This window comes from Acinetobacter populi (genome assembly GCF_002174125.1).
Classification (GTDB): domain Bacteria; phylum Pseudomonadota; class Gammaproteobacteria; order Pseudomonadales; family Moraxellaceae; genus Acinetobacter; species Acinetobacter populi.
On sequence record NZ_NEXX01000001.1, the window covers coordinates 47342 to 66924 of the forward strand.

Here is a 19583-nt window from a genome sequence, read left to right on the forward strand (position 1 = left end):
GCCAGATTCTATAAGGGAACGTGTTTAAGTGCTTGTTGCACTTCGGCTTCTGATAAATGAATACGATGGGCAACCACAGCAGCAAAGACAGCCTGTACATCTTCATGAATGACATAATAGCGTCCCTCAACGATCGCATATGCCTGTGCAGCACGTTTTAAAGCCAGCAATCCTCGAGTAGACAACCCCACCACCTTGCTTCTGCTCCAAGCAGCCAACGCTTGTAAATAATCAATCATTTGATCGGAAATCAGCACTTGTGCTCTCAGATGCTGTAATTGCAGAACAGTATGTACTGTCAAAATTGGCTCAATATGCGCCAGTAATTTTCGGCGATCTTCACCTTTTAATAAAATTCTTTCCGCTTCAGCTGAAGGATAGCCCATCGATAAACGCATCAAAAACCGGTCCAGTTGGGATTCTGGTAAAGGATAGGTGCCTGATTGTTGCAGGGGATTCTGTGTAGCCAGCACCCAAAATGGTTTCGGCAATACATGACGTACCCCTTCAATCGATACCGCGCCCTCCTCCATTGCTTCAAGCAAGGCACTTTGGGTTTTCGGACTACTGCGGTTAATTTCATCGGCCAACAGTATCTGACTAAAAATTGCACCGGGATTAAACTCAAATTGGGCTTTTTCAGGATGAAAAATATTACTCCCCAAAATATCACTGGGTAATAAATCATTGGTAAATTGAATACGCTGATAATGTAAACCTGAAAGTGTTGCCAAAGCCTGTGCCAGCGTGGTTTTACCTAATCCGGGTAAATCCTCGAATAAGACATGTCCGCCGGCAATCAGTGCACAGACAGAAAGTTTAATTTGCTGGGATTTGTCTAGAACGATTTGATTTAAACTATCCAAATATTGCAAAAGATTCGGATAAATTGCAGCAATTTGGTCTGCAAGTTCATGATTTGCAAGTTCATGATTTGCAATATGGTCGTCGTTTAACTGATGATCTGGTTTAGCTGTTTGGTTTTCTGCTCTGGACAAAAGCATCGTTCTTCCAAAAAAATAGTGCACTCAGTTAGAGTACACTATTTTTTATCGATGACTAATTGAAAATTAGCACTTATTTAACACGGACATTTCTTCATATTACCGCCCTTACTCGGATAACGTGCATCCACACAGTAACGATGAAAAGTCTTTTCATCCATGGGAGTTAAATCTGGATGATGAATTTGCATATGAGTCAAATAGGTTTGATAATCAGGCACCCCAACCATCAACCGAAAACTTTGTTGCAAGCGCTGCCATAATACTGCAACACGTGACCAGTTCTTTGGCGACAGCAATAGATTCTTTTGCGACATAATCGTGAATTTAATAATTTTCACAATAATTGTCTTACCTTGTAGCGCCATTTTAAAATTCATACTTACTCTCCCTTGACACTGTTTGCAGTCATAGGAACATCGGTATAAATCGCTTCCGATTCATTAACTGTTGGTACAGGGCTTTTTAATGCACGACGAATGACACCTATGGACGCAATCAACATTACCACCGCAACAATCATAAAGAATGCACATAACACCGCATTAATCTGATTGGATAAAATCACGGTTTGCATTTCCGCAACAGTTTTTGCGGGTGCAAGTAATTCACCGCGGCTTAATGCATCAGAAAAACGATTGGCCTGCGCCAGAAAACCGATTTTGGGGTTTTCATGGAAAATCTTTTGCCAGCCAGCCGTCATACATGTAATGAACAGAAAAACTGTCGGAACAATAGTCACCCATACATATTTCTGTTTTTTCATTTTAAATAAAATGACTGTGCCTAGAATCAATGCCATGGCTGCAAGCATCTGGTTACCGATACCGAATAACGGCCATAATGAATTGATCCCGCCCAATGGATCAACCACGCCTTGATAGACAAAGAAGCCCCAACCTGCCACTGCAACAGCTGTACCTAGTAAATTACCAAAGAAATTATGTGAATTTTTTACTGCGGGAATCACAATACCAACCGTATCTTGCACCATAAAACGACAAGCACGTGTACCAGCATCTACCGCAGTCAAAATAAATAATGCTTCAAATAAAATGGCAAAATGATACCAGAATGACATCATGGCACGACTATTAAAAATCTCGGAAATAATATGCGCCATACCAATCGCAAAAGTCGGTGCTCCACCTGTACGTGACAAGATCGTTTCTTCACCCACTTCTTTTGCCAGTACCGTCAACATTTCCGGTGTTACCACAAAGCCCAGATTTCGTACTGCCTCGGCAGCACTTTCTACAGTTGTTCCCAAAACAGCTGCGGGCGCATTAATGGCAAAATAAATACCTGGATCAAGTACTGTGGCACAAATCATCGCCATCACTGCCACAAACGATTCCATCAACATCCCACCATAACCAATCATACGAATATTTGATTCGTTATCGACCAGTTTGGGTGTGGTACCACTTGAAACCAACGCATGGAATCCAGAAATCGCACCGCAAGCAATGGTAATAAATAAGAACGGGAACATTGAACCCGAAAATACCGGACCTGTACCATCGATAAAATGCGTTACCGCAGGCATTTTCATTTCCGGCAATGCCACCACAATACCGATAGCCAAGCCAGCAATTACGCCAATTTTCAGGAAGGTCGAAAGATAATCACGCGGTGCCAGTAACAACCAGACAGGCAAGGCCGAAGCAACAAATCCATAGATGATCAGTGCCCAAGTTAACTGTGTACCTGAAAGCGTAAAAAATGGTCCCCAATAAGGATCAGCAGCGATATGTCCACCATATACAATGCCAAGCATCATCAGGACAAAACCGATGATAGAAACTTCTGCGATTTTACCCGGACGGATATAACGCATATAAACACCCATAAACAGGGCAATTGGAATGGTTACTGCAATACTAAACACGCCCCATGGGCTATGTGCCAGTGCCTTGACCACCACCAGTGCCAGTACAGCAAGGATAATGATCATTACCCCCAGCGCACCGAGCATGACAATAATACCGGCAAAGGAACCCAGTTCCTGTTTTGCCATTTCACCCAATGATTTCCCATCACGCCGGGTCGAAATAAACAACACCAGAAAATCTTGAACAGCACCTGCCAATACCACACCGACCAATAGCCAGATGGTCCCGGGCAGATAACCCATTTGGGCAGCAAGAATCGGCCCAACCAAAGGGCCTGCACCGGCAATGGCAGCAAAATGATGTCCGAACAAAACATATTTATTGGTCGGCACATAATCCAGACCATCAGCTAAACGATGCGCTGGTGTCAGACGATTAGGATTTAACTCAAATACTTTCTGTGCAATAAATAAACTGTAAAAACGATACGCTATGCTATAAATACAAATGGCGGCGAGTACCAGCCATACTGCATTGACATGCTCACCTCGACTGACTGCCAGCACCCCAAAAGATACTGCGCCTACAATTGCCACCAAGCTCCAGATAATTTTAGACTGTAGCGTAGATTTTGTCTGAATCGCATCCATGTTTAACCTCATCAATTGATTCTACAAGCTTTAGACTTGTTGATATCTCATCCTTGATCTTGACAATTAAGCTAAACTCAACCTAAGCGTGTTGTTTTTACATCTGATCAAACATCAGATTCGCAATGTCTAGGCAAAATTTAGATCTTGTCACGATTGTGCTCACTTAGCCCTACGGTTACCCATTTTCCATATTGATCGTGGTAAAAGTTGATAAAGATAGATGTATTGATCTTTCATTATCAAGTTTTATAACGCCTTTATGTCAGCCAAATTACAACACGACTCAATCATGAAATATCAATGGACTTAGTTTACTGTATTTAGTATTTGTATTCTTGTGACTTTATCCCTGTTTCACTATTCTTTTCTACGACTTTGGCATTAAAAAAGGACGATTTCCATCGTCCTTTTAACAAATTGCACAAAAAATGGCAATTAAGCACGTTCCAGATATTCACCTGTACGTGTATCCACACGAATGCTTTCGTCTTGTTGTACAAATAATGGTACACGTACCACCGCACCAGTTTCCAGTTTTGCCGGTTTACCACCTGTACCAGCAGTATCACCTTTAACACCCGGATCGGTTTCAACAATCTTTAATACCACGAAATTTGGTGCACTTACATTTAAAGGCACACCATTAAACAACATGATGCTGCATTTTTCGTTGGAATCATCTTTTAACCATTTCACTGCATCACCCATTGCAGTTTTATCTGCGGCAAGCTGTTCAAAGTTTTCAGGATTCATGAAATGCCACATTTCGCCATCGTTATATAGATAGTCCATTTCGACTTCTACGATATCGGCTGCTTCCAGAGAATCACCTGATTTAAAGGTTTTTTCCAATACTTTACCAGTTCTAAGATTACGCAATTTCACACGGTTAAAGGCTTGTCCTTTACCTGGTTTTACGTATTCATTTTCCATGATTGAACATGGGTTACCATCAAGCATCAATTTTAAGCCTTGCTTGAATTCATTTGTAGAATAATAGGCCATAACTGGCACACTCCAAACTTAATAAACTATCACTATGTTAGAGTCTGTTGATATTTCATCGATGGTTGCGATATGCGCCATGTACAGCACAAGACTTTTAACCAACAACGCTACCTATTTATCAAATGTCAACAGACCCTATATAATGCCCTATCGCATTATCCAAATCGTGTCGAATGATAAACTATTTATTCCAAGAGAAAAACTGGCAATCGCAACTGAGTGATCTAATTACCGATCCTTTTGAGCTAATTTCCTGTTTAAATCTCTCCCCCGATGATCTAAATTCTCAGGCGCTACTTGCCCATCAGCAATTTAAACTGCGTGTTCCAAGACAATTCGTACAAAAGATGCAGATTGGAAATGCTTATGATCCCCTATTTTTACAAGTTTTTCCTCATCATCTGGAAATGCAGGAAAATAGTGAGTTTAGTCTGGACCCTTTAGGTGAACGCGATGCCAATGCCTTACCGGGCATGTTACATAAATATAAATCCCGAATTTTGATGACACTCACTGGTGCCTGTGCCATCCATTGCCGCTATTGTTTTCGCCGGCATTTCCCCTATCAGGAAAATTTACCCAAAGATAAAGACTGGCTGGCAATTAAACCCTATATTCTAGCCCATCCTGACATCAACGAAATTATTCTAAGTGGGGGCGATCCGCTATCTATATCCAATGAAAAGCTGGCAAAATGGGTAGGTTATTTTGAACAACTGCCCCAGATCAAGACTCTAAGAATCCACACACGGCTGCCTGTGGTAATTCCACAACGTATTGATGATGCGTTATTGCATATTCTGTCATCAAGTCGTTTAAACAATATCATGGTCGTCCACAGTAATCATGCCAATGAACTCGACTCGAATTTTGACACGGCAATGCAAAAACTTATCCAACATGACGTGACAATTTTCAACCAATCTGTACTTTTAAAGGGAATAAATGACAATTATGTTAGCTTGACCGAACTCAGCTATCGACTGTTTCAAGCACGTGTGTTACCTTATTATCTACATGTTTTGGATAAAGTAAGTGGTGCTTCACACTTTCTGATTTCAGATCAAAAGGCACAAAATATATACCAAGACCTATTAAAAGAATTACCGGGTTATTTGATGCCAAAGTTGGTGAGAGAGATTCATGGGGAGCAGCATAAGACTCCATTAAATATTTATTAGGATGTAGGTAAACAGGTTTTACTAGGGGTGCAAAGAATGGTGGTAAAGCTAGACAAATTGTTTCGTGAAGTTATTGTATTAGATCTTGATCATTTGACCTATATCACCAATCTTAAAACAGATGTTGATGTCTGGACCGCATCGTTAGCAGAGCTTGAACTGGGTGAAGCCGCAAAACAAATCTTTATTACCTTACTTGAATTGCGGCGCTTCAATTGCCATGATTTTGTCCGTTTTCAGATCATTCAGCAAATCGAACCGAATCTATCTCATCTGTTATTGTCTCTGGAACAACATTATCTAAGTAATTCATTGCTAGATACCAAACGTGATCAACAAATTTCCGAACTGGTGCTGGAAATTAAAAGCAATCATGCTTTGTTATATATCGAGTTATTTAAACGTACCCAGGCAACATTAGAAACCCATAAATTTTCTTTCTTCGATTTTAATTTAAAGAAGAAATTAAATATATTCCGTAAACAGACCGCAATTTTAGCCATCAACCATCTGACCAATCTACTCTATTCCTTACAATTGCTCTATCTTGATGTCCCTAAAAACTTCTGGACATCGGCATATCGTATTTATCAGATCGCCTGTGAATATCACTTTAATCTCGATAAAGTTGAAAAAATAACTGAGCAACCTAGCAACATTGACTCTACCGAAAAAGCTTTTGCACAGTTAATTCTGCTATTTTTATTGAATAGCCACAAACTACGCCAGTCTGAAATCAAGGAGTTAATGCTATGTATTTCTTATTGGACCTCACTGATTCATTTTTCTAAAAATCAAGGCACACAAAGCCACTATTATCTTGATATTCAATCCGATATTGGTCCAAAATTAAATTTACATAAAGATGTACAGGATAAAAACTTTTATTATATCAATACAATGGAGCTGGCTTCCTATATAGAATCCACCTTACGTCCAAATGCACATTATTATTCCAAGACAGAAGAAAAATCTTTAACGCATGTTTTAAAACGCCATATTGTCACCACACTTAATCTAAATCCAACCCGAATTCGGCCTAGATATGAAGATCAAGGCACCCTTGAAGTCACACTCGGCATTACCTCGGCACATTTCTTTTTATCGCATGCGAAACATTTTAAGGAAACGCTGGATTTAGACATCGACTTTTCGCTGCAAAGTAACAATCAGGTTCTTTCTCAAATTACGGGCGATAGAGAAATTCAGCTCTCTTCACGTACCTATGAACAACGATTTAATGCCGAAATTACCAAAATCTATCATGCCGAAATTACCAACCGCAGTGAAAGAGGTTATGGATTACAATGGCATAATCAGGTCATCCGAAATTTAAGAACAGGCGAATTTATTCTAATTAAAGAAAATCCAGAGGCGCTCTGGACTGGTGCGCTGATTCGCTGGATGAAACAGACCAATCACCAGACACTGGAATTTGGTATTGAGTTAATTACCAAATCCATGTGCCCTGTAGCCGTTTCTATTCCAAAGCAAAATACTGCACAAACCATTTATCATCCTGCAATTTTATATAAAAATGATGAACAGGATTACGCCATCATCTTACCGAGTGCGCAAGTATTTTATGAAAATCAGAACTTGTTGCTACGCATGGGGCAAAATGAGTTTAAAATCTTTTTAAAGCAAAGCAGCATATTGACACAGAGCTGTGCCAGCTTTAGTTTTGATTTACTCGAAAGATCAAAACAGCCCCTGATGGATCGATATTTTCAGCATCAACTTACATCGTTACAAACACAAGATTTGTGGGAATCTCTTAAATGAAATTAACAACCACTGATAAAAAGCTCCAAAGTCATGTCATTCGTTTTTTAATGGTTGATAATCAGCAAATCACCTTTAATAAAATTACTGAAACTTTGGAACAGCACCTAAATGGGGTACAAGGTAAATTACTGGACGATCAGAAGTCGTTTGAAAAGATGCTCAACCTACAGTGGGATGTGATTATTTTTCATGCAGCCTATGACTTTAATTTTGAACAAGCACTTAGCATTATTCATGGCAAAAATAAAAAAATTCCGGTGATTTTGCTTAGTGACATGAATACCAAAAGTTCTGAAGCACTGAAAATCTTAAAATTGGGTATTTATGACATCATTGATCACACACATCTGGATCATCTCACCTTAAGTTTATATCGTGCCTCAATTTATAGTCGTCTGGTTCGCCGTGAACTACAACTCAATCTGGAAATTGATAAATTACAACAGCAAACCCAAAGTCTGGTTGAAACCACTGAACATGCTGTGGCTATTTTTCAAGAAGGCATACACTTATCAGTAAACCCACAATATGCAAAGTTATTCGGTGCCAACGACCCGGAAGAATTTTCAGGTTTACCTATTCTTGATATTCTGCAACCACAAGATATCACTGAATTTAAGCAATTCTTTAAAAAACTTTCAAAGGGTGATTTAAGTCAACCTGTTTTAGAGATTACTAGTCGCAATCCACATTTAAAAGATCATACCCTGCGTCTACAATTTTCTAATGCCGAATTTGACGATGAACCTGCCTTACAACTCATTATTGTAACTGAAAATGAGTTGTCTACAGCAAAGATTGGACAGCAGGGATCGGGTTTTGCCTCAGTACAGGACGTATACGATCTACTAAACTTTGCATTTATCCAAAATTCAAAATTGGCAGTCATTCTGTATATTGTAGATCAACTACCACAACAGGTCATTGCGCAAACATGGAATAGTAGTCGGGCTTATTTTGCCGAATTAGAGAAAAATCTGGCATCGCTGACCGAAAATGAATTTTTAAGATTATCAGAAACTGTATTTTTAACCACTCAGGCAGTGAATGATCAAGCCACCTTGGCACAAAATCTTAAAAAACTTTCTGTACAGCTTCCGACACAACTCAATATTTTGCAGCAAACTTATCCTGTCAATGTTCATTTATCAGCGCAATTACTGGATCATTTACCACAAGAAAATGAGATTACTGCATTACTGCAACAAACCTTTAAACAAAGCTTTGACCCCAAAGCTGTGATTCTGGAAACTAAATTAACCAGTTCAGCTGAAGCTGTACCAGAAAAAATACAAATCAATTTTGGCGTACCAATTACCGAACAGGTAACGCCCGAACCGGCCTTATCCTATAACGTGCCCAGTGACGCCACACAAAAAGCACTTTCTGAGCAAATTGATCAAAATACCATTCAGTTATCTTTTCAACAGTTGTATGACAAAGAAGATATCGACACCCATATTTATGAAGTGACCGCCAGTTTTCAATATGAGAATAAGGCTGTTTCACTGGAGACTTTTGCAGGTTTAGCGGCCAATCCAGAACTGGCCATCAAAGCCGATCGCTGGGTCTTGGTAGAAGCGTCAAAACGCCTGCATCAATTCCTGACCACTTGCCCTAAAAGTCGTATCGTGGTCAATCTCCATGCAATTAGCCTGAGTGATCCCAACCTCATTCCCTTGCTATCGAAACTGGTTAATCTAATTAATTCAAAATATACCCGCCCATTGATTCTTCAATTTGAAGAACAGGATATTTTGGCCAATATCAGTGGCACTGCGAAATTTATTCAGGCGATTCAGGATTATAATATTGGCATTGCCGTTACCAATTTTGGTCAATCCATCTATTGCGTTAATATCTTGCAACAACTCAAGATTTCATTTGCAAAATTGGCACCTGAGTTTACGGTACAACTCCTTCATGATGACAGTCTGGTTGAACTTCAGGAGAAACTGGATTCATTTAAACAATATGATCATGATGTTAAATTCCTAATCAGCGAACTTAATGACATGACCCTATTTGCCAATGCTTGGAATATTGATGTACGTTATTTACAAGGCGATTATTTTCAGGCAAAACAAAATCATTTCCTTGATAGTGCAGGTTAAACTGCACTTTTCCAACTTTTTATGTGACACAAAAAAACGGGCAAATTGCCCGTTTTTATCATTTTGACGATGTATCTTAGCGTTTGATGCTACGAGACATACCAGCAAAACGTTGTTTAAATTTATCAATACGACCACCAGTATCTACAGATTTTTGTTTACCTGTATAGAATGGGTGACATGCTGAACAAACGTCCAGATAAATTGTATCTTTACCTAATGCAGATTGTGTTTCAATCACGTTACCGCATGAGCAGGTTGCAACTAATGTTTGGTATTTTGGGTGAATATCGGCACGCATGGTCGATGACTCCTAAATGAAGAAAGGCTTAAGCTGCCATCGCAATTCATCACTCTCAAAACTTGAGGAAAAGGCTAAATTTTGCAAAAGCTCAACTCAGCAGACAAACACGACAACAGACCATTTCTTTTGGCCCACCGAGACTGCAAGTGTCAGAGCAAGGCACAACAAGTGCGCGTATTATAGCGAAACTTTGTCAGAATAGCTAATCCTTCTCGTGTTTTATTCTTCCTGCTGCTGTGCCTGTTTTGACCATTTTGCAGCAATCACACCACAGACCATCAACTGGATCTGATGGAAAATCATAATCGGCAACACAATCATACCCAGCGGTTGTCCAATAAATAAAATCTGAGCCATAGGAACACCACTGGCCAGTGTTTTTTTCGAACTACAGAAAAAGATAGTGACCTGATCCTCACGATTAAAGCCTAACCATTTCGGTAAATAATAGGCCAATAGCATAATAATGGTTAATAAAACCGAACAGGCCAAGGTGAGATAGAATAAGGTCCAGCCATTAACCTGATGCCACAACCCGGCGACCACAGCGCTACTAAATGCGCCATAAACCACCATCAAAATACTGCCCTGATCAAATGCCTTGACGATACTGGGGGCTTTACTCATCAATGGAAATACATAAGGTCTGAGGATTTGCCCCAAAATAAAAGGCACCAGCAACAGTAATAAAATTTTGATAATAGAAGCGGTTGGATCGAAATCATGCTGGGTTTTACCCAGAATAAAAAAGCTCACCAGAATCGGGGTGATAAACATACCAACAATATTAGAAAATGAAGCACTACATACTGCACCAGCCACATTGCCCTTTGCTACCGAAGTAAAAGCAATCGAAGATTGCACCGTTGAGGGCAAAAAGCACATGAACAGGAAGCCCCAATACAGTTGCTGTCCCAATAAAGGCAGTAAAACAGGTTTAGCCATTAAACCAATAATGGGAAAAATTGCAAAAGTAAATGCAAACACCAGCGCATGCAATTTCCAGTGCATAATTCCCTGCACCACTGCTTCACGAGAGAGTTTCGCCCCATGTAAAAAGAATAAAATGGCAATTGCAATGGTGGTGAGTGTATTAAAGATCTGTGCAGGCTGACCACTGATCGGCACAATGGTTGCCAGAATGACCATCAATACCAATAATATTGTAAAACGGTCTATGGCTAATAATTTAAACATAACGTCCCTATTTGGCAAAAAAGCCCAGTCGAATCGCAAACTTTCGCTATCATACTGAGCTTTATTGATAAAGCAAATCTACGAAAGAGATTTATTTATTCCCTTCTAACCTGTTTTTATCTGTTCAAATCTATATAGGATAAATTCAACATAACGGTATTAGTTATTTCGTGCATTCTGATCTTGTTGAATTAATTCAATTTTATAGCCATCTGGGTCTTCAACAAAAGCGATTACCGTCACACCACCTTTCATCGGCCCTGCCTCACGTACGACTTTCCCCCCACGTGCCTTGATCTCGGCACAGGCCTGATAAGCATCATCCACACCTATGGCAATATGTCCATAAGCATTGCCCAAATCGTAATGATCAGTGTCCCAGTTATGGGTCAGCTCGAGTACAGTATGATGTTCTTCATCACCATAACCAACAAAAGCAAGGGTAAAACGTCCTTCTTCATAATCACGTTTACGCAATAATTGCATACCGAGCACTTCAGTATAGAACTTGAGAGACTGTTCCAGATTGCCTACTCGTAGCATGGTATGTAGCATTCGCATAGTTACTATTCCTAAGGTTTAACATTAAACAACATCATTGCTAATATAAAGTTTTCTTGTATAAACATCAAATTGCAGGATTATTTTATTAAATTCTGCCAATATCAACAGAATTAAAGTGGCGCGTGATTTTAAATCAACACCTCCAAAAATATCATCAAGTTAATTTTATTTGGGGATATTATTTTGGCTGGTAATCATAAAGGCCTGATTAATGTATAGCTTAATCAATCGTTCACGGGAGCCAATTGATTTCTGATAATGTGTTGAATTTAACAATAATGAAGCACCATAAGTTAATGACCACACATAAGACAAATAATCACGTATTGAAATTGAACTATTTTGCGTATTCAGATAGTCCTGCGTGATATCCTTAATCAATAAAATTCTTTCATCCCGAATTTGATACAGCTCATTAAACAATTGATTGAGTTTTTTCTCTTTATTGGTTAAATCTTCCTCAATAATATGTAACATGATGGTTCTATTGGAATTCAACATATTAAATAACATATATTTCGAGATATATAAGCCAATACTACTATTATATTTTTTTGATATTTCCAGTAACCGCTTTTCATTTAAAATAATCAGTTCCAAAAATAACTGATTTTTACTTTTAAAATAACGATAGATCGTGCCCTTGGCAATATCCAACTCAAAGGCCAGTTCCTCCAGTGTAATTTCCTGATTATTTTCCAACAATAATTTTTCTGCCATAAATAAGATTTTTTCTTTACGGGAAAGAAAATGATCTTTAGCTTGCATATTCATTGCCAATACCTAAAAATAACATCAGGAGATAATTTCATATCCCGAATTACATCCTACAAATTTACGTAAAATCTGTATGCAATCCAAAATATGAGATGTCTTTTATCGTGAAGAGATCAAAATAATGCACTGATCAAAAATGCATTACATGCCTATTTAAAATAATCCCATTAGCTTACAAAATTCAAGTCTTAATGATGTTTTGAACATAATTTAATCATTCATAGTATTTTTTAGCAAATAAATACAATCATTTATCAAATTACTATACGACTAAAGTAGTTGATAAGCTTTAATTTTATCAAAAAACAAATTTTAAGTTCATAGTTTTACAAAAAAGTCAATGATTGGGAACCGACAAGTTCAGAACAAAGTGCAAAAATTCCTTTTTTGCCGGATTTATTCTATTGTTTTCGCCATTGATCGTGACCGAACTGAACTCGGTATATGTTCTATCTCCCTCTTTGATCAACTGCCATTGATGCGTTGGTCAATTGCAAAAGGATTTTAAAATGGCAATTTATAATGCGCCTCTGGCCGACATGCACTTTATTTTGAATGATGTATTCAAAGCAGACCAATTCTGGCAAAACAATGAAAAATTAAACCATATTGATATTGCAACGGCAGATGCAATTTTAGAAGAAATGTCCAAATTTGCCAAAAATGTGATTCTGGATTTAAACCGTAATGCCGATGAAGAAGGTGCCCATTTTAATCAAGGTACAGTCACGACACCAAAAGGCTTCAAAGAGGCATTTGCCCAATATGCCGAAGGTGGCTGGATTGGTTTGGGTGCCGATGAGGAATGGGGCGGTCAGAACATGCCGAAAATGTTAACCGTACTGGCCGATGAAATGATTTTTGCCACCAATCCTGCATTTATGCTCTACCCGCTATTAACAGTCGGTGCAGGCATGGCGCTAAATAACTGCGCTTCTCAACAGCAAAAAGAAACGTATTTGCCAAAAATGTACACTGGGGAATGGTCAGGCACCATGTGTTTAACCGAACCCCATTCCGGTACAGATTTAGGAATTATCAAAACCAAAGCAGAACCAAATACTGATGGTTCTTATAATATCACTGGTACAAAAATCTTTATTACCAGTGGCGAGCATGATTTAAGCCAGAATATTATCCATCTTGTTCTGGCAAAAACTCCAGATGCACCGGCAGGTTCTCGTGGGATTTCGTTATTTATCGTGCCTAAATTTCTAGTCAATGAAGATGGTTCTCTGGGCGAACGTAATCCGGTGAGTGCAGGTTCAATCGAACATAAAATGGGGATTAAAGGTTCTGCAACTTGTGTTATGAACTTTGATGCGGCCAAAGGTTTCTTGGTGGGTAAAGAGAACGAAGGTCTGGCAGCCATGTTTGTGATGATGAACTATGAACGTCTGTCCATGGGGATTCAAGGCATTGGCGCATCTGAATTTGCGTATCAAAATGCCGCACAATATGCCACAGACCGTTTACAGGGTCGTAGCGTGACTGGTGCCCAATCACCGGAAAAACCAGCAGACAGTATTCTGGTGCATGCCGATGTACGCCGTATGTTGCTTAATGTCCGTACCAATAATGAAGCATCTCGTGCATTTGCCGTGTATGTTGGTCAACAACTCGACATCACCAAATTCTCAACGAATGCCGAAGCAGTGAAGAAAGCCAATGATCGTGTTGCTTTATTAACGCCGATTGCCAAGGCATTTTTAACAGATATGGCATTCCAGTCTACACTTGATGCACAAATGTGCTTTGGTGGCCATGGCTATATCCGGGAATGGGGCATGGAACAATGTATTCGTGATCTGCGTATTTCCCAAATCTATGAGGGTACCAATGGTGTGCAGGCACAGGATTTAATTGGTCGTAAAACCATTAAAAATAATGGTCAGTTTATCGCAGAATATATTGCCGAAATCCGTGACTTCAGTCATACACTTGATACAGATTTAAACTTGCTTAAAGATAAAACGCTGGCTGCATGTAATGAAGTCGAAGGCGTAACACAATATATTATTGAACAAGCCAAAGTTGAAGCAAATTTCTCAAATGCAGTTGCAGTAGATTATCTACATGCGGTTGGTTTACTCAGCTTTAGTTATATGTTTGCCAAAATTGCCAATGCTGCCAAAGACCAGCAAGGCGAGTTTTATCAAAACAAACTGGTACTTGCAGAATATTTTGCAACCAAATTCTTGCCGAATCTGACTGCCCGAATTGCAAATATTCAGGCAGGTTCAAACCTGATCATGAAGTTTTCTCAGGATTATTTCACTGCACAATCTTAAATGATTGGCTTAAATCATTAAACCCAAGTATTGCCAATGGGTATACCATCATCATGGGCAATACTTGTTTTAGCCCAATAAAGCAATGGAAAAATCAAAATGATCGTTATTGTAAATGCAGCACGAACTGCAATGGGAAGTTTTCAAGGGACGGTATCCGGATTGACTGCACCAAATCTGGGGGCAGTTGCCATCAAGGCAGCAGTTGAACGGGCCAATCTTAGCCCAAATGATATTGATGAAGTGATTTTTGGCTGTGTTTTACCCGCAGGCGTTAAGCAAGGTCCTGCCCGTCAAGCCATGCGTGAAGCTGGATTACCTGATTCTACCGGTGCTGTCACCATCAATAAAATTTGCGGTTCCGGTATGAAGGCTGTGATGCAGGCAGCAGACATGATTAAAGCTGGCAGCGCCAATATTGTGGTGGCTGGTGGTATGGAATCCATGAGCAATGCCCCATATCTGTTACCCAAAGCTCGCACAGGCTATCGTATGGGTCATGGCGAGATCAAGGATCATATGTTCCTTGAAGGTCTGGAAGATGCCGAAACCGGGTTGTCTATGGGTGTGCTGGCACAGCAAATGGCCGATCAAAAAGGCTATAGCCGTGAGCAAATGGATCAGTTTGCCATTCGCTCACTGACTCGTGCCCAGACAGCCATTGGCGAAGGTTACTTTAAAGACGAAATTGCACCGATCACGGTTAAAACCCGCAAAGGTGAGGTGATTTTTGCACAAGACGAACAACCAGCCAAAGGCAATATCGAAAAAATCCCGACACTGAAACCTGCATTTGCCAAAGACGGTACCATTACTGCGGCAAATTCAAGTTCCATCAGTGATGGTGCATCTGCATTGGTCATCATGTCTGAAGAGCAAGCACAGCAACGTCATTTGCAACCCTTGGCAAAAGTGCTGGCCTATGCATCCCATTCACAGCATCCGTCAGAGTTTACCATTGCGCCCGTTGGTGCCATTGAAAAAGTATTAAAACAGACTGGCTGGCAAGCAAGTGATGTGGATTTATGGGAAATCAATGAAGCCTTTGCCATGGTGACTATGGCTGCAATTGATGCTTTTGCGCTTGATGCAGAAAAAGTCAATATCAATGGCGGGGCCTGTGCATTGGGTCATCCATTGGGTTCATCCGGTTCACGCATTATTGTCACGCTGATCCATGCCTTAAAACGCACAGGTGGTAAAAAAGGTATTGCGGCATTATGTATCGGTGGTGGTGAAGCAACTGCTATCGCGATTGAACTCTATTAATTCCAGCACATTAAATGATGAATACAAGCCATTGCGTATTCCTCATTTAATTTAAAAATTTTACAGACTGAAATTTTCATTTTCCTCGTTTTGCAACGTAGGGACAGGATTTTTCATGCTTCAAATCTAGGTGAGTAAACACGATGTCTACAAATCGTATTCGTTTAGCTGCTGTACAAGATAAAGTCATGCCAGTTGAACAGGCTGTACAACTGATTAAAAATGGCATGGTTGTGGGTATGAGTGGCTTTGGCGGTGCAGGCGATGCCAAAAGTTTGCCTTTGGCACTGGCAGAACACACCAAGACCCATCCGCTTAAAATTTCCTTTGTCACAGGGGCCAGTCTAGGTAATCAGATTGATGGCAAGCTTGCCGCTGCCCATGCCCTGTCACGTCGTATGCCCTTTCAGGCAGATCCCGTATTACGTAAAGCCATTAACAGTGGCGAAGTGATGTTTATCGATCAGCATTTATCTGAAACATTAGATCAAATGCGCCATCATATGATTGCGAAACCTGATATTGCCATTATTTCTGCGGTTGCCATTACCGAAGAAGGCTATATCATTCCAACCTCATCAGTTGGTAATTCTGCGGGTTTTGTCGATATGGCAAAACAAGTGATTGTAGAAATTGATCACACCCTGCCTGTAACGTTGGAAGGTGTGCATGATGTCTATGCACCTGCTACCCGTCCTCATCGCGGCCCTATTCCACTGATTGAAGTAAATGATCGGATTGGTACAATTGGCATTAAAGTTGATCCAGCAAAAATCGTGGCAATTGTGGAGAATCATATTCCCGATACGCCAGCATTAATGACAGATCCTGATGCAGACACGCAAATTATTGCCAATCATCTGATTCATTTCTTTGAGCAGGAAGTTGCCGCAGGTCGTCTGCCTGAAAATCTGGGGCCATTGCAATCCGGTGTAGGTTCCATTGCCAATGCGGTACTGGCTGGTTTTGAAACCTCAAACTTCAAAAATCTGGAAATGTATTCAGAAGTATTACAGGATTGTACCTTTCATCTGATTGATACGGGCAAAATGACTTTTGCTTCCGGTTGTTCATTAACCGTCAGCCCAAAATATGCAGAACGTGTTATTGCGCATATGGATCAGTACAAAGATAAAATTGTGCTGCGTCCACAGGAAATTTCCAATAATCCGGAACTGATTCGTCGGCTAGGGATCATCGCCATTAATACAGCGATTGAATTTGATATTTATGGCAATGTTAATTCAACCCATGTTAGCGGTACACGCATGATGAACGGTATTGGCGGTTCTGGTGACTTTGCCCGTAATGCACATATTTCTATTTTTGTGACCAAATCCATTGCCAAAGGCGGTGCAATTTCCTCCGTTGTGCCGATGGTAAGTCATGTTGATCATACCGAACATGATGTGGATATTCTGGTCACAGAACAAGGTTTGGCAGATTTACGCGGTCTTGCGCCACGGGAACGTGCCCGCGTTATCATCGACAACTGTGTACATCCTGATTATCAGGCAGCACTGAATGATTATTTTGATCGAGCCTGTGCGATTGGTGGTCACACACCACATATTTTAAGGGAAGCCTTATCTTGGCATGACAAGCTGGAACAAACCGGTCATATGTAATAGATTATAATCAGGCTGTTGCTTAACAACAGCCTAGATTTACCATAATTCTTAATTATCACTATGATTTTATCTGAATCACAATTTTACCTTGACTACGTCCGGAACGACTACGTTCATATGCGGCTTGACTATCAACCAAAGGATAAATACTGTCGATAATCACCTTGACTTGACTGGCCGCGATCCATTGTGAAATTTGATCCAGATCCTCTTTATAGGACTCAACTTTAATCAAAGCGGTATGTTTTGCGCGATGGAAAAATGTTCCCAATACCGCTGTTGCATTCCCACCTGTAGAAATAAAGTAGCCATTGTCTCCTCGTAACTTTTTACAACTTTTTGCTGTTTCATGAGAAGTCACGTCAAAAACCAGATCAAATGTTCCTGCACTGGCTCTAAAATCTCCCAAAGTATAGTCAATAATCTCATCCGCACCCAATGACTTAACCAACTCAATATTACGGGTGCTACAGACTGCCGTGACCTGACAACCGAGTGCTTTTGCAATCTGTACAGCAAAGGTTCCTACTCCACCTGATGCGCCAATAATAAGAACTGAACTGCCAGCTTTAGCACCACCCTTTCTTAATCCCTGTAACGCAGTTTGTGCGGCAAGCGGTACACATGCTGCTTCCTGAAAACTCAAATGTTCAGGTATATGCGTAATCCGACCTTGATTGATTGAGGTGTATTCTGCCAATGATGCAGTACGTAAACGCATGTCCATACCATAAACCCGATCACCAAGATCAAATTGACTGACATTTTTGCCTTTACTCACCACAATGCCAGCCAGATCATCGCCAAATAATGGCGGAAGAAACTTTGTCGTGACAGGAGTAAGTAATACAGACAAATGATAATTTAATTTCCAATCTTTGGGGTTAACCGAGGCTGCATGTACCTCTACTAGCACATCATCATCGGATAAATGCGGCGATTTAACCTGTGCTAAAGATAATTTTGCATTTAAACCCCAGCCTTTTGTTGTAATTGCTTCCATTGATATCAATCCTGTTATATAGCGAGAAAGGTGTGGATCATGAATTGTGCTTAAAAATAATAAAACATAAACCTTCACATATAGGTGTATTTATATACAACTCTATTACACTTGACAATACATATTGTCAAATATACATTAAACGGCAACACTCGCTGGAAAACAATCAAGGTATTAAAATGAAAATAGCGACAATAAGTACTTCCATCCGTGATATAGATGTTGAAATCTATAGCCCAAAACAGCCCGAACAAGCACCGGGCATTTTATTGTTACATGAGCTTTTTGGCATACTGGATTTTTATCGTGAAGATGCACAGGCATTAGCTGATATGGGCTATCTGGTTTACTTGCCAAATTTATTTACAGGCGGTGCTGTGCGTTATTGTGTACGTGCCATGGTGTCGAAAGCCGGACGAACGAATAGTATAAATAGTGATACCAATCAAGAAATCAATGAATTACTAGACATATTAAAAAATGATCCACAATGCAATGGACGTTTAGGCATGTTAGGTCAATGCTTGACAGGAGGTTATGTGATCCAAATGGCAAAACGTCCAGATCTATTAGCCCCTGTGGTCTATCATCATTCTCTGGGAATGGAAGGTAGTGGAATTCCCAATAATGAAACACTAGATGGAATTCGCCTACTCCAAGGGCATTGGTCCAATATAGATCCTATTTGTCCTGCCTCAAAACGTAATAGATTAATCACTGCTTTAGGTGATCGAGTGGAAGCTTATACCTACAATATGCCACATGGTTTTCGCAGTTTAAGCCGTGGTTTAGCTGATGCCAAAATTGTCTGGCAACGCACGCTGGATTTTTTTGAGCGGGAATTAAAACATTAAAATCCATTGATCAAGCGATTTACCATCTTCATATACCTCAATTGTATTTTATTAGCGACATTGGCCGTGAAGTATATAATGATAAGAAACTGATGCCTTGCTCAGTAGAC

16 protein-coding genes are annotated in these 19583 nt (G+C 40.0%); 7 read left to right on the plus strand and 9 right to left on the minus strand.

Going from position 1 to position 19583, the window contains the following annotated elements:
* Positions 1–8: 8 nt before the first annotated feature.
* The 4 genes from CAP51_RS00220 to efp form a co-directional block, all read right to left on the minus strand.
* Positions 9–1004: an AAA family ATPase gene (locus CAP51_RS00220; RefSeq protein WP_087618709.1), complete on the minus strand. Its 996-nt coding sequence runs from the start codon at positions 1002–1004 to the stop codon at positions 9–11.
* Between the two features lie 77 nt (positions 1005–1081).
* Positions 1082–1384 (minus strand): YbdD/YjiX family protein, encoded by a 303-nt coding sequence (locus CAP51_RS00225; RefSeq protein WP_087618710.1) that lies wholly within the window; start codon positions 1382–1384, stop codon positions 1082–1084.
* Between the two features lie 2 nt (positions 1385–1386).
* Positions 1387–3489: a carbon starvation CstA family protein gene (locus CAP51_RS00230; RefSeq protein ID WP_087618711.1), complete on the minus strand. Its 2103-nt coding sequence runs from the start codon at positions 3487–3489 to the stop codon at positions 1387–1389.
* A 438-nt stretch (positions 3490–3927) separates the two neighbouring features.
* On the minus strand, positions 3928–4497 hold the full coding sequence (gene efp / locus CAP51_RS00235) for an elongation factor P (protein ID WP_087618712.1): 570 nt from the start codon (positions 4495–4497) through the stop codon (positions 3928–3930).
* Between the two features lie 176 nt (positions 4498–4673).
* Between efp and epmB the strand changes: the two genes are divergently transcribed.
* The 3 genes from epmB to CAP51_RS00250 are packed head-to-tail and all read left to right on the plus strand — an operon-like array spanning position 4674 to position 9583.
* Positions 4674–5681: an EF-P beta-lysylation protein EpmB gene (gene epmB, locus CAP51_RS00240; protein ID WP_087618713.1), complete on the plus strand. Its 1008-nt coding sequence runs from the start codon at positions 4674–4676 to the stop codon at positions 5679–5681.
* Positions 5682–5717: 36 nt separating this feature from the next.
* The gene (locus CAP51_RS00245) at positions 5718–7466 is read left to right on the plus strand and encodes a hypothetical protein (protein ID WP_087618714.1); all 1749 of its coding nucleotides are present in this window, start codon (positions 5718–5720) and stop codon (positions 7464–7466) included.
* Complete coding sequence (locus tag CAP51_RS00250; protein WP_087618715.1) at positions 7463–9583, plus strand: EAL domain-containing protein; 2121 nt, start codon at positions 7463–7465, stop codon at positions 9581–9583. Before CAP51_RS00245 ends, CAP51_RS00250 begins: the two co-directional genes overlap by 4 nt.
* A 76-nt stretch (positions 9584–9659) precedes the next feature.
* Here the strand turns inward: CAP51_RS00250 and rpmE are convergent, their stop codons facing one another.
* The 4 genes from rpmE to CAP51_RS00270 all read right to left on the minus strand — a co-directional run bounded on the left by rpmE (position 9660) and on the right by CAP51_RS00270 (position 12422).
* A complete protein-coding gene (rpmE, locus tag CAP51_RS00255; RefSeq protein WP_087618716.1) occupies positions 9660–9884 on the minus strand; it encodes a 50S ribosomal protein L31 in 225 nt (74 codons plus the stop codon).
* Between the two features lie 222 nt (positions 9885–10106).
* Entirely contained in the window at positions 10107–11084 is a 978-nt protein-coding gene (locus tag CAP51_RS00260) for a bile acid:sodium symporter family protein (protein ID WP_087618717.1), read from the minus strand.
* A gap of 159 nt (positions 11085–11243) precedes the next feature.
* Entirely contained in the window at positions 11244–11645 is a 402-nt protein-coding gene (gloA, locus tag CAP51_RS00265; RefSeq protein ID WP_087618718.1) for a lactoylglutathione lyase, read from the minus strand.
* A 168-nt stretch (positions 11646–11813) separates the two neighbouring features.
* A complete protein-coding gene (locus CAP51_RS00270; protein WP_087618719.1) occupies positions 11814–12422 on the minus strand; it encodes a TetR/AcrR family transcriptional regulator in 609 nt (202 codons plus the stop codon).
* A gap of 512 nt (positions 12423–12934) precedes the next feature.
* Here CAP51_RS00270 and CAP51_RS00275 point away from each other — a divergent pair.
* The 3 genes from CAP51_RS00275 to scpC all read left to right on the plus strand — a co-directional run bounded on the left by CAP51_RS00275 (position 12935) and on the right by scpC (position 17613).
* A complete protein-coding gene (locus CAP51_RS00275; RefSeq protein ID WP_087618720.1) occupies positions 12935–14716 on the plus strand; it encodes an acyl-CoA dehydrogenase C-terminal domain-containing protein in 1782 nt (593 codons plus the stop codon).
* 99 nt (positions 14717–14815) lie between these two features.
* Positions 14816–15985 carry a thiolase family protein gene (locus tag CAP51_RS00280; protein ID WP_425426719.1) on the plus strand — a complete coding sequence of 390 codons (1170 nt, stop codon included), beginning with the start codon at positions 14816–14818 and terminating at the stop codon, positions 15983–15985.
* A gap of 143 nt (positions 15986–16128) precedes the next feature.
* Positions 16129–17613, plus strand: a complete 1485-nt coding sequence (gene scpC, locus CAP51_RS00285) for a succinyl-CoA:acetate CoA-transferase ScpC (protein WP_087618722.1) — start codon at positions 16129–16131, stop codon at positions 17611–17613.
* A 61-nt stretch (positions 17614–17674) separates the two neighbouring features.
* Here scpC and CAP51_RS00290 read toward each other — a convergent pair whose 3' ends face one another.
* Positions 17675–18619, minus strand: coding sequence for an NAD(P)-dependent alcohol dehydrogenase (locus CAP51_RS00290; protein ID WP_087618723.1), 945 nt, complete (start codon positions 18617–18619; stop codon positions 17675–17677).
* A gap of 179 nt (positions 18620–18798) precedes the next feature.
* Between CAP51_RS00290 and CAP51_RS00295 the strand changes: the two genes are divergently transcribed.
* The gene (locus CAP51_RS00295) at positions 18799–19473 is read left to right on the plus strand and encodes a dienelactone hydrolase family protein (RefSeq protein WP_087618724.1); all 675 of its coding nucleotides are present in this window, start codon (positions 18799–18801) and stop codon (positions 19471–19473) included.
* The last annotated feature ends 110 nt before the right edge of the window (positions 19474–19583 follow it).